The sequence below is a fragment of the Streptomyces racemochromogenes genome (genome assembly GCF_044129415.1).
Taxonomy (GTDB): domain Bacteria; phylum Actinomycetota; class Actinomycetes; order Streptomycetales; family Streptomycetaceae; genus Streptomyces; species Streptomyces racemochromogenes_A.
In genome coordinates this window covers 55,411-67,346 of record NZ_JBBDHD010000020.1, presented here as the reverse complement: position 1 = coordinate 67,346, position 11,936 = coordinate 55,411, and the positions used below count along the sequence as shown (strand labels likewise).

General features: G+C 73.6%; 10 protein-coding genes. 6 read left to right on the top strand and 4 right to left on the bottom strand.

Annotated features, from left to right (window positions below; translation table 11 throughout):
- Positions 1-9: 9 nt before the first annotated feature.
- Together WDV06_RS10875 and WDV06_RS10870 are read right to left on the bottom strand one after the other, a co-directional pair.
- Positions 10-528: a hypothetical protein gene (locus WDV06_RS10875; protein WP_395509445.1), complete on the bottom strand. Its 519-nt coding sequence runs from the start codon at positions 526-528 to the stop codon at positions 10-12.
- A gap of 273 nt (positions 529-801) precedes the next feature.
- Positions 802-1,446 carry a CatB-related O-acetyltransferase gene (locus WDV06_RS10870; RefSeq protein ID WP_395509444.1) on the bottom strand — a complete coding sequence of 215 codons (645 nt, stop codon included), beginning with the start codon at positions 1,444-1,446 and terminating at the stop codon, positions 802-804.
- A 172-nt stretch (positions 1,447-1,618) separates the two neighbouring features.
- On the opposite strand from WDV06_RS10870, the gene WDV06_RS10865 reads away from it, so the two are divergent.
- The 4 genes from WDV06_RS10865 to WDV06_RS10850 all read left to right on the top strand — a co-directional run bounded on the left by WDV06_RS10865 (position 1,619) and on the right by WDV06_RS10850 (position 5,626).
- A complete protein-coding gene (locus tag WDV06_RS10865; RefSeq protein WP_395509443.1) occupies positions 1,619-2,440 on the top strand; it encodes an SCO4651 family lipoprotein in 822 nt (273 codons plus the stop codon).
- A 103-nt stretch (positions 2,441-2,543) separates the two neighbouring features.
- Positions 2,544-4,820 (top strand): serine/threonine-protein kinase, encoded by a 2,277-nt coding sequence (locus WDV06_RS10860; RefSeq protein ID WP_395509442.1) that lies wholly within the window; start codon positions 2,544-2,546, stop codon positions 4,818-4,820.
- 78 nt (positions 4,821-4,898) lie between these two features.
- Positions 4,899-5,213: an ArsR/SmtB family transcription factor gene (locus WDV06_RS10855; protein ID WP_387260724.1), complete on the top strand. Its 315-nt coding sequence runs from the start codon at positions 4,899-4,901 to the stop codon at positions 5,211-5,213.
- Positions 5,210-5,626, top strand: coding sequence for an SRPBCC family protein (locus tag WDV06_RS10850; protein ID WP_395509441.1), 417 nt, complete (start codon positions 5,210-5,212; stop codon positions 5,624-5,626). The genes WDV06_RS10855 and WDV06_RS10850 overlap by 4 nt, the downstream gene beginning before the upstream one ends.
- Positions 5,627-5,691: 65 nt before the next feature.
- On the opposite strand, the gene WDV06_RS10845 is transcribed toward WDV06_RS10850, so the two are convergent.
- The gene (locus WDV06_RS10845; RefSeq protein ID WP_395509440.1) at positions 5,692-7,260 is read right to left on the bottom strand and encodes an FAD-dependent oxidoreductase; all 1,569 of its coding nucleotides are present in this window, start codon (positions 7,258-7,260) and stop codon (positions 5,692-5,694) included.
- Between the two features lie 344 nt (positions 7,261-7,604).
- Positions 7,605-8,534 carry an aminoglycoside phosphotransferase family protein gene (locus tag WDV06_RS10840; RefSeq protein ID WP_395509439.1) on the bottom strand — a complete coding sequence of 310 codons (930 nt, stop codon included), beginning with the start codon at positions 8,532-8,534 and terminating at the stop codon, positions 7,605-7,607.
- Between the two features lie 721 nt (positions 8,535-9,255).
- Here WDV06_RS10840 and WDV06_RS10835 point away from each other — a divergent pair.
- On the top strand, positions 9,256-9,990 hold the full coding sequence (locus WDV06_RS10835) for a phosphotransferase (protein ID WP_395509438.1): 735 nt from the start codon (positions 9,256-9,258) through the stop codon (positions 9,988-9,990).
- Positions 9,987-11,930: an ATP-binding cassette domain-containing protein gene (locus WDV06_RS10830; protein WP_395509437.1), complete on the top strand. Its 1,944-nt coding sequence runs from the start codon at positions 9,987-9,989 to the stop codon at positions 11,928-11,930. The genes WDV06_RS10835 and WDV06_RS10830 overlap by 4 nt, the downstream gene beginning before the upstream one ends.
- Positions 11,931-11,936 lie beyond the last annotated feature (6 nt).

Here is an 11,936-nt window from a genome sequence, read left to right as displayed (position 1 = left end):
TCGCCGGTCTCAGCCCCGGGAGCGGCGCTGGCGGGGGGCGCGGCGGCGGCGCGGTTCGGGGTCGGGAGCGGCCTGGGGGGAGGAGAAGCCGCCCGGTACTGCGGCGCGCTGCGCCGGTTGCTCCGCGGACGGGGCCGCTGGCGCGCCCAGGGTGGGCTTGGCCGTGGCCAGGATGGTGATGTGCGGGATGTGGCGGGCGCAGGCCTGGCAGACCTCGGCCAGGGTCCACACCTGGCCCACGGCCGGGTTGTGCACGAGTACGAGCAGGCCGGTCCCGGCGCAGTGGACGCGGGTTTCGTGGAGTGCGCACTCCGCGCTGCCGCAGCTGCAGGCGGCGTTGGGCCGGGCGCCGGCGATCCGGCCGTGGGCCTTGGCGTGTTCCGCGGCGAAGCGGCGCATGCCCGCGGCGTCCTTCGAGCGGGGAGGCATCCGGCAGGCGGCGGTGCTGCACGTGACGGACACCGTGTGGTCGGGATGGCCGGTGAGGCGGACCGTCCAGGTCCGTCCCGGCACACGTGCTGCGGGCATTGAGGTCACGTCGGGGTCCCGTCGTCGTGCTGGTACTGGCGGCGTTCCGGCCGGCCCCCGAAGGAGCCGGGGTGGCCTACGCCGTGTCGCGGAGGACAACGCCGACGGCGCGAGGCGCTCTGAGTCGGGGTGCGCGCAGGACGGCAACCACCTCGCCGAGGATAACCGCGGCGTCGCCGGTGATCGCACCCCGGTACGGAACATCTCTTCGATGATAGGGCGAGGCCCTGATGCCGCTGCCGAAGGCCGAGCCGTACGGGTACGCGGCCGGGTTCAGGAGCGTGGTGCGACGGCCTCCAGCTCGTCGACGGTGCCGGACATGAGGACCCGGAGGTGTGCGGTGAGGTGCTCGGTGGGCCAGTCCCACCAGGCGAGGGCGCACAGGCGGGCGATCTCGTCGTCGGTGTAGCGGGTGCGCAGGAGCCTGGCGGGGTTGCCGCCGACGATGCCGTAGTCGGGGACGTCGTCCACGACCACGGAACCGGAAGCGATCACCGCGCCGTGCCCGATGCGTACTCCGGGCATGACCATGGCGTGGTAGCCGAACCAGACGTCGTTGCCGACGACGGTGTCGCCCCTGCCGGGCAGAGCGGTGATCAGATCGAAGTGCTCGGCCCAGGATCCGCCCATGATCGGGAAGGGGAACGTGGAGGGGCCGTCCATCCGGTGGTTGGCGCCGTTCATGATGAACCGCACCCCGGTGCCCAGCGCGCAGAACTTGCCGATGCGCAGCTTCTCCGGGCCGTAGTGGTAGAGGACGTTGCGGGTCTCGAACGCGGTCGGGTCCTCCGGATCGTCGTAGTAGGAGTACTCCCCGACCTCGATCAGGGGCGAGGTCACCAGCGGCTTCAGCAGGACCACGCGCGGCTGCCCGGGGAAGGGGTGGAGCACCGTCGGGTCAGGGGGGATGCGGTTCACGGCAGTACCTCTCTGCGGGCGTCGGCCGGCGGAGCCGGTGGGGGCGCAGCCCCCGATGTCCGAGGCGCGTGCGATGATCCACCGATTCTGGCCTGTCAGGGGATCCGGGGATCCGCGCGGCGGCGCAAAGCCGGCGGACGGGCGACGTGAGCGTGCAAAGGGTGGGGAAGAAATGAAGACCAGGACGACGACCGGTCTCGTCGCTGCGGTGGCCGTGGTGGCGGGGACGGCGGGCTGTTCCGCCGCGGCGGTGACGCAGAAGGCCGCCGGTGAGTCGGCCGAGACGGTGCTCCAGGCGCTGTCCCATGTCTCGGACGAGGCCTCGAAGGCGGGCTCGGCCGAGATCAGCGCCACCATGGCCGGCCCGGCGACCGATGGCAGGACGGTGACGATGAAGGGCCTCTACTCGTGGGGGGACGGCGGCCTGGCCATGGAGACGGCGATGCCGGCCGAGGACGTCCGGATGGAGAACCTGGTCAAGGACGGCACGGTCACCATCCGGATGGTGAACGGCTCCTACTACTACCGGGTCGACCGGATGGAGAGCGGCCCGTACGAGGGGAAGTCCTGGCTGAAGGTCGAGGCGGCCGCGATCGTGGGCGAGAAGGGCGCGGCCGGTATGGCCCAGGGTCAGGGTGACCCGACGGCCGGCCTCAAGGGCCTGAAGTACGCCAGGGACGCCGCCTGGGTGGGCGTGGAGACCGTCAACGGGAAGAGCACCAAGCACTACCGGGCGTCGATCCCCGCCGCCAAGATGGGCTCCGCCGCCGAGGACATGTACAAGAACCTCGGGTTTTCCGGCGAGGTGGTGACGGACGTGTGGCTGGACGAGAAGGGCGCCCCGGCCCGGGTGAACCAGGCCTTCGGCACGACCAGCGTGTCGCTCGACTTCCTGTCCTTCGGAGGCACGAGGACCGTGGAGGTCCCGCCCGCATCCGACGTCGCGGACATCACCGCGGTCTACAAGGAGCAGAAGGAAGGCAAGGCGGTCTGAGGGCCCGCCCCGGCACGGGTGACGATCGGTTCCCGGCGGGGAACGGGGACTACCCTGGTCCCGGTCCGTTCGTCGGACGGTCGGGATGGCGGGGGTTGGGAACGTGACGCTGCGGGACGGTGATCCGCGCACGATCGGCGGCTACCGGCTGGAGGGCAGGCTCGGCGAGGGCGGGATGGGCGTGGTCTACCGCGCGCGGTCGCTGTCCGGGCGGCAGGTCGCCGTCAAGGTCATCCAGCCCGGCCTGGCCGGTGACCCCGCGTTCCGGCAGCGGTTCCGCCGGGAGGTCGCGGCCGCCCGGCAGGTGAGCGGGGCGTTCACCGCGCCGGTGGTGGACGCGGACGTCGACGCGGAGGCGCCGTGGCTGGCCACCCTGTTCGTGGCCGGCCCCTCGCTGGCCCAACGGGTGCGCCACCAGGGTCCGTTGCCGACGGCCGAGGTGTGGGTGCTGGCGGCCGGGCTGGTGGAAGCGCTGCGGGACATCCACCGCGTGGGGCTGGTGCACCGGGACCTCAAGCCCGGCAACGTGCTGCTCGCGGAGGACGGCCCGCGGGTCATCGACTTCGGCATCGCCCGGGCCGTGGCCGGGGCGGGGGCCGGCGCGACGGCGCTGACCCGGACCGGGGTGGCGATCGGCACGCCGCCGTTCATGGCGCCGGAGCAGTTCCGGCGGGGTGATGTGGGCCCGGCCGCGGACGTGTTCGCCCTCGGCTCGGTTCTGGTCCACGCCGCCACGGGACGGGGCCCGTTCGAGGGCGGCCACCCCGATGCCGTGGGGTTCCTGGTGGTCCACGAGCCCCCGGACCTGACAGACCTCTCGCCGGAACTGCTTCCGCTGGTCGAACCCTGCCTGGCCAAGGACCCGGCGGACCGCCCCGCGGTTGCCGGCCTCCTGGCCCTCGTGGAGGCGAAGCTGTCCGCGGCGGACGGGGCCTACGCCCCCCGGACCCCAACCGCCGTGGCTCCCGCCGCACCGGTTGCGCCGGACCGGGTCGTCGTCCCGGGCCCGGCCGCCGGGGCCGCCCCGCCGGTCCCGGCGGCCGGGGGGTCCCCGGCGCCCGGTGGTGTCTTCGGGCCCCCGCCCACGGTCACCGCGGTACCGCCGCCGCTGCCCGCCGGGGCGGGCGCGCCGCCCGGATCCGGAGGGCCCGAGCCGGCGCAGGACGCGGGACCTGTGGACCGGCAGGGGGACGCGGAGCAGGTCCGGGAGGACGTCGGCTGGTCGAGGCGGGAAGCCGACGCTCCGCCCCGGCGCCGACGGCGGACCAGGGTCGTCGTGGCCGTGGCGGCCGCGCTGGCCCTCGGAGCCGGCGGGATCACGGCCTGGCAACAGCTGCGGGACGACGGCGAGGGGGGCCACGGCTCCGGCGCGGCCTCCGGAGGGCCGAGCTCCGGCCCGAACGGCCCCGCCTGTGGGCCCGCGGGGGCGGTCAACGCCGCCGGGGCCGGTTCCTTCAAGGTGGCCATGGACCACTGGGCGGCCGGCTACCAGGAGGCCTGCCCCGGCTCCCGCACCACCTACGTGCCCGCCGGTTCCGGTGCCGGAATCCAGCAGTTCGGGGCCGGCTCGGCCGACTTCGCCGTGGTCGACCGGACCCTGACGGCGGCACAGGCCGAGGCGGCCGCCGCCCGCTGCCCCGGCGGGAAGCCGGTCCAGCTGCCGCTCGGCGTGCTGCCCGTGGCCGTCGTCGTCAACCTGCCGGGCGTGGACTCGCTGACCCTGGACCCGCCCACCCTCGCCCGGATCTTCCGCGGCCAGCTCACCCGGTGGAACGATCCGGAGATCGCGGCCGTCAACCCCGGCCGGCTCCTGCCCGACACCGCGATCCGTGTGGTCTCCCCGACCGACGAGTCCTCCACGACGCTCACCTTCACCCAGTACCTGTCCAAGGTCGTCCCCACCGGCTGGGGAAGCGTCCCGCAGTCCTCGCTGGCGGCCGTCAACGGGGGCCCGGGCGTCGCGAGCGCGCTCGTGGCCCAGGCGGTCAAGCAGACCACCGGGTCCGTCTCGTTCACCTGGTCGGGGGGCGAGGCCACGGGCCTGACCACGGTCCGGCTGGCGACGGGCGCGCCCGAGCCGGTCGGCGTCGGCACGGATTCGGCCACCAAGGCCCTGACCACCGCCCGGATCACGGGCACCGGGGCCGATCTCGCCCTGGAACCGGACTTCACCACCAAGGCCGCGGGCGCCTATCCGATCGTGCAGATCGGCTACGCCGTGCTGTGCGACCGGGGCAACGACGGCGCCGCCCTGGCCCGTACGCGGCCCTTCCTCGGCTCCGTCGTCGCCGAGGGCGACGGGGCCGTGCAGAGCGGCTACGGCAAGCTGCCGCCCGCCCTCGCGGAGAAGGTCCGCGGGAGCCTCGCCACCCTCGGCTGAGCCCAGGGGGGGCCGGGCCCGGGCGGGATACGTCGGGAATCTTTGACGCGTCGGAGATTCCCGACGTATCTTGGGCTCATGCCTACGGATGTGTTCGGCGTGCTCGCCAATCCCGTGCGCCGCAGACTGCTGGAGAGCCTGCGCGAAGGGCCTCGCTCCACCGGCGAGCTGGCCGGGATGTTCGATCTCGGGCGCCCCGCCGTCTCCGAGCACCTCGCGGTGCTCCGTACCGCCGGACTGGTACGGGAGGAGCCGCGCGGCCGGCACCGCTTCTACCACCTCGAACCGGCCCGGCTGGCCGAGGTGAGCGAGTGGCTGCATCCGTTCGAGCACTACTGGAAGCAGCGACTTCAGGCGCTGTCCGATCTCCTGGACGAGGAAAACGGAACATGACGACCGAGAGCGACACGATCACCTGCGAGAAGCACCTGCCCCACCCCCCGGCGGCGGTGTGGAAGGCCCTGACCGACCCCGGGCTGCACGCCCGCTGGTGGGCCGCCGGCGACATCAAACCGGTCGTCGGCCACCGCTTCACCCTCGACATGGGCAACGCCTTCGGCCACCAGGCCTGCGAGGTCACCGACGTGGACGAAGAGCGCCTGCTCGCCTACCGGTTCGCCGAGGGCACGCTGGACACCACCATCACCTGGACCCTGCACCCGCAGGACGGCGGCACCCGCCTCGTCCTCACCCACGCCGGCTTCGACCTCGACTCCCCCATGGGGCGACAGGCGCTCGCGGGCATGGGCAAGGGGTGGCCCCACGTCCTGGACAAGCTCGCCGCGACCCTCGCCGGGGCAGCCTGACCCCCGGCTCCGGGACGAGGTCGTGGCGGAGGGTCAGGCCCGGCCGAGGGGCCGGCCGCCGGTGCTCACGAGGGAATCGGCGCCGGGTCGGGGCGGGCCCCGCCGGTGCGTCCGGCAGGAGCCGGACCGCCGAACCAACGGCCGAGGGCGTGCTGGAACTCCTCGCGGTCCGGGTGCCGGTCGCCCGCCCAGGCGACCACGCCGTCGGGCCGCACCAGCACGGCACCCAGCCCGAGGTCGTTCACCGGCGGGCCGGCCGCGTACCGTATCCGGTCCTCCCAGCCGGTCACGGAAGCGTGCAGGAGCCGGTCCGTGCCGAAATCGAGCACGACGCCCCGGCCGTCCTCCATGAGGTTGCCCAGGCGGGTGCCGTTCTCGAAGAGGAAGTCGGGGGCACTGCGGCCGACCAGCGGGTGCTCGCTGCCGAGGTCGTACCGGATCCACGACCCCGACAGCTTCTCGGACACGTAGGTCGCTCCGTCACGGGTCCCGAGGAGATCGCGGACCACCGCCTGGATCGCCTGGGCGTACGGGTCCGGCCTCATCGTCGCCACCTGGGCGCGCGACCAGTCGAGTACGGCCGCACCGATCGGGTGCCGTTCGGCGGCGTAGGTGTCGAGGAGCCCGTCCGGCGCATGACCGCGCACGGTCGCCGCGAGCTTCCACCCCAGGTTCACGGCGTCGCCGAGGCCGGTGTTCATCCCCTGCCCGCCGAGGGGGGAATGGATGTGGGCGGCGTCGCCCGCGAGCAGGACGCGCCCCCGCCGGTAGGCCGTCGCCTGCATGGCCCGATCGGTGAAACTGGAGGCGATGCGGACCTCGTCGATCGTCACGTCGGTGCCGGACACGCGGCGCAGGACCGCCTGGAGGTGGTCGCGGGTCAGCGGCTGTGAACGGTCGAACGCACCGCCGTCGAAGTCCATCATGGCGATGTGCCCGTCGGCGGGCATCCGGACGTACATGCCCGTCGGCGTCAGATGGAACCCGGGGCGCAGCGCCTCGGGGTCGGCGAGAGCGGCTTGCATGGTGTAGCCGGTGAACTGCGGCTCGGTACCGACGAACTCGAAGCCCGCGAGCCTGCGCACCGTGCTTCGTCCGCCGTCGCAGCCGACCAGCCAGCGTGCCTCGTAGGCGTCCGCACCGGCTCGTGCGACCACGCTCTCCCCGTTCTGGGAGACGGCCGAGACCGTGACGCCGCGCCTGATGTCCACTCCGAGCTTGGACGCCCGCTCGGACAGCACCGCGTCGACCGCGTCGAGGTCCGTCGCGACGACCTCGGGCGCCGGGGCCGGGAGCCGGAGGGGGAGGGAGGCGAGGTCGACCTGGTCCCCGTCGAGCATGATGCCGGCGAAGTGGCCGACGAACCGGGGACGGTCCGGAGCACCCGGTTCGGGGGCCGGTCCGAACAGGTGCTGACCGCCCGACGCCGTCAGCAGCGGGTCCAGCAGTCCGCGCCGGTAGAACGCCTCCACCGATGCGGCGGACAGCCCGCGCCGCCCGAGCGGGGCCGAGCGTAAGGGGGAGCCGAACTCCGGCTCCCGTTCGAGCACCAGTACGGAACAGCCCGCGAGGCCGAGCTCGCAGGCAAGGGCCAGACCCACCGGGCCGGCTCCCACGATCACCACGTCGTACACGAGAGATCCCCCTCCTCGGTTTCCAGGCCGGACGGGTGTCCGGCAGGACCTCTCGAACCATGGCAGCCGCCACCGACATCCCACCGACAGCATCCACAAGCCACCGACAGCCGCCCGGCACCGGCACCGGCACCGGCACCGGATCCCGCTCCCGCGGCCCGCTCTCGCCCGGATCGGGCCGGCTACTGCGACGGCTGTCGCGCCGCCGCCACGATCCTCTCCAGCGCGGCCGAGCGCGGAAACGATCAGGTACGGGCGGGAGCGGGCGTGGCGCACGTACTCGTCGGACGTCTGCTCCTGACGGTGCCGTAGGGCGGTGCGGGCGGCCTGGGCGTCATGGGGCGTCACGCACCGGTGAGGAGGCGCGCCAACTCGTCGACGAGGGCGATGAGCCGAGCCCGTTCGGCTCCGCTTCGGCCCCGGCGGAACCCGCGTCGGCGGCCGCCGTAGGCTGCCTGGACCGCGCTGAGCTGCGCCCACCGCCGTGCGTGCTCCCGATCGAGCTCGGAGGCGCTGGTGAAGGCGTCGAGGGTGCGGCGGATCCCCCCGGCCAGGTCCCCCTGTTCGGCGAGGACGACCGACCGGGACTTGGTCAGCGTGCCGCAGTCGTACGCCCGGTCGCCCACCCAGCCCTTCGGGTCGACGGCCAGCCAGGGCTCTCGGGTGCCCGCCAGGACGTTCCGCGCGTTCAGGTCGCCGTGGAGGAGGGTGTCCGGCTGGTGCTGCGCGAGCTCGCGCACCGTCGCGATCGCGGCCTGCACCGTCCGGGAGGCAAGGGCGCCCGGGAAGTCCCCGGCGTCCCGCAGCAGTTGCTCCTCCCACCCGGCGGCCCGGTCCTGAAGCCGGGGCAGTCCGGCGGGCGCGGGTACGGCGAGGCGACGGCTGACGCTCCCCGCGATCGCCGCCACCTCGTCGCCCTGCGCGGCCTGGGCCAGCGTCGTGAGATGCGCCCGCTCCAGGAGCATGGCGTACCGGTCGTCGTCCCGCTCGTGCAGCAGGACTGCGCCGCGCCCGCCCCAGACCGCGAGCGCGTCCGGCTCTGACCTGTTCTCGGGATGGGGAAAGGACACCTTGAGCACCACAGGCCCGGCCGACTTGCGCAGCATCGGGACGACGATGCCGACGCCCCCGTACAGCGGGTCACCGTCCGGCGTGCAGTCCCAGCGCTCGGCCAGCTCCCTCACCGTGGCCGGGAGGGTAGCCAGCCAGGCCGAGCCGGCCGGGCCCTCGCGGTCCACGGTGACCCGCACGAACGCCTCTGGGAGAACGATCACCGGGAGCTCATCTCTGAGGTGCGGGGCGGGGGCATGGCTCTCCTGGTGACCTCGTGCGCGGCGCAGCTCCACAGGGGGTGCGCAGCAGGGGACGGCGCATTCGAACGGAGCGGCCGGTCCGCGGGCGCGGGCACGGAACGGGAGACCACCGCCCGGGCGTGCGCCGACCGCGTCGAAGGTGCCGATGCTAGCCCCCGTCGCGGTCGACCGGGGGCGTGACGCTCCGGGTACTCACCCGGCCGCAGACCAGATCGAGCCACTCTCGCCGGCGCCGGATTCCGGGCCGGACCCGAAAGTTCGAGAATCCTTTCTCCCGACATCAACCCAGGTCAGAGCCTTCCCCTTCGCGGGTTGCGGCTCATGGCGGGGAGGCCGGGGATGACCGGATCGCGGTGCTGGTGCCCGCGGAATGTCGGTGGCGTGGGCGAGGGTCGGTCCGTAGGGCACAGCCACACCCCACCGAAGGAGACGGGTGCTGTCGACGCCTCGTGCGACTCACCGCTCGGGCGACCGTCCCGCCTCCTTCCCCGTAGGTGTGAATCGAACAGAACCCGTTTCCGAACCGAGGAGAAACCGTGAATCCCGTCCGCTTGGCCACCCTTCACCCTGTTCTCGCGAACCCTCCTGCCACGGGCGCCGAGGCCCTCGCGCACCGGCGGCCCGTCGACGTCCGCCGCGTCCTGTTCGCCGCAGCATCACGGCCGTCGTCGGGGTGGGGGGCATGACCAACCCGACCACCGCGCCCCCGGCCCTGATCGGGTGGGCCGCCCGGGCCCTCGGCGCCCGCCCCGCCGTCAGGGACGTCAGCCCTCCACGCGAGAGCTCCCGCGTCTGGCGGCTCGACCTGCCCGGGGCACTCCGCTTCTCCCTCAAGGTCTCCCCCGAGGCCGTGAGGTACGAGCGCGAGACGCTCGCGCTCCGAAGTGCCGCACCGGCCCTCGGCGCCGGCGGTGCGCCGCAGCTGCGTGCATCGAGCGCGGAGGATCCGGCACTGCTGCTGACCGCCGCCGCGGGACGGCCGCTCAAGCAGCCGGCGCTCTCGTCCGTGGAGGAAGCCCGCGCGCACCGGCGCGGCGGCGCCCTGCTGGCCCGCCTCCACGCGGCCGGCGACCTGTCCGGTCCTCGACGGGCCGAGGCAGCGCAGTCTCCGCAGGCCGCGGCCGACAGCGCCGAGGGACACCTGGCGGTGGCCGGGGACCGGCTGAACGCGCCGGAGCAGAACCTCGTGCGCCACTTGGCCGAGGAGCTGCGGGCCGTGCCGCCGCTGCCGCTCGCGTACGTCCACGGCGACGCGTGGGACCGCAACCTCATGTGGTCGACCTCCCGGCAGCAGGAGTGCCTCGCGGCGATCGACGCGGTGAGCTGCCTGGTCCGGGGACCGAAGCTCGACGGACCCGGCGTCACCGCACGCGGACGGCGCACCCTGGACCGGCTGATGGCGGGGGTGTTCGCATGACCGCACCGCACCACCCGGGCGACTCTCCGGCCGCCGGCGCAGCACGCGTCAGCGGCGAGGCGGCGTCCCTCCCGGCCGCGCGGACGGGCCCTCCGCAGCCATCGGCACCACCGGAGCTCGACTACAACGGGCGCAAACACCGGCGGGCGATGGACGACGCCACCTTGTGGGACATGGCCCGCCGCATTCCCGCGGCCCTGATCCAGACGGCCCGCCTGGCGTGGAGCGTCGACCGGCGCATGGCCCTGACGATCGTGGTGTGCCAGCTGCTGTCCGGCATCGGCACGGCCGTGATGCTCACCGCCGTCGCGCAGGCGCTGCCGCAGCTGATCGTCGACGACCCCCGACAGGGCCTGGCCCGTGCGTGGCCGGCGCTGGCCGTCGCCGTCGTCGCGATGGCCACCGGCGCGTCCATGTGGATCCTCGCGGACTGGGCGACCCGGCGCCTGAATCCGAAGATCGCCTCCGCCGCGGACCTGCAGCTCGTGGATCTCCACATGCGGGCCGAACTCGCCGCCTACGACGCGGAAGGGTTCGCCGACCGGAGCCAGGCGGCGGACATCGGCGCGCTGCACGCCGTCGACCTCGCCGACGACGCCAAGACCCTCACCAACGGCCTCGTCCAGCTCGCCTCCGCTGCCGTGGTGCTCACCACCTTGCATCCGCTGCTCCTGGGCGTGCTGCTGCTGTCCGTCGTCCCCCGCGGTCTCGGCGGCGTGATCGCCGCCCGGGTCGACTACCGGGTCCACGACCAGACCGTCTCCGCCCGCAATGTCCGGGGCATGATGCGCTGGTGGCTGACGACGGCCGAGCTCGCCGACGAACTCCGGGCCAACACCATGCGCGGCTACCTGCACTTTTGGTACCGGTCCATGTGCGACCGGGTCGAGAGGCGGGAGGTCGCCGGGGCGCGCCCGTATCTGCGGATCACGCTGCTGGCCGCCTCGCTCGGCGGCCTGTTCACCCTCGGCATGTGGGCCTCGCTCGCCGGCCTGGTCCTCGCCGGGTCCATGACCACCGCGGTCGCGGGCACCGCGGTCGTCGCCTCGCAGACCGCCGGCCGCGCGCTGAACTCGATCATCCGCTACTCGACGGTCATGTTCCACCACGGGCTCTACCTCTCCGACTACTACGGGTTCATCGACGAGGTCCGTGCCATGACCACGGCCCGCGGCACCGCACGGGCCGAGCCGCCGCGGCAGATCCGCCTGGAAGGCGCCTCCTACACCTACCCGGGCAAGGAGGCCGCGGCCGTCCGGCCGATCACCCTCACCCTGAACCGCGGCGAAGTCGTCGCCCTCGTCGGGGAGAACGGCGCCGGCAAGTCCACGCTGATCCGCATGCTCACCGGCCTGACGGTCCCGACCGACGGGAAGGTCCTCTGGGACAGCACCGACCTGGCCGGCGCCGACGCGGAGTCGGTGCGGCGGCAGGTGGGCCTGGTGCCGCAGAAGAACGGGCACTGGCCGCTCGCCGCCCGGGAGAACATCACCCTGGGCCAGCCCCGCGAGCACGGCGACGAGCGGATCTGGGACGCGGCCGAACGCGTCGGCATGACCAAGACCCTGCGTGCTCTCCCCAAGGAACTGGAGACGCTGCTCGCCCGGTCGGTGTGGGGCGGCCACGAGCTGTCAGGAGGGCAGTGGCAGCGGCTGGCCTGCGCGCGGGCGATGTACAGGGAGCCGGCCGTACTCGTCCTGGACGAGCCGACCAGTGAGATGGACGCCCGAGGAGAGCACCAGATCTTCCGGGAGCTGCGGGCCATGGCCTCGGACCGGATCACGGTGGTGGTCACCCACCGGCTCGACAACGTGCGGATGGCCGACCGGGTGATCGTCCTCGATCAGGGGACCGTCCGGGAGCAGGGCTCCTTCGACGAACTCGTCGCGACCGAGGGGAGTTTGCTCGGCGAGCTGTACGCCCTCGCCCAGGACCGCTGACCCGCG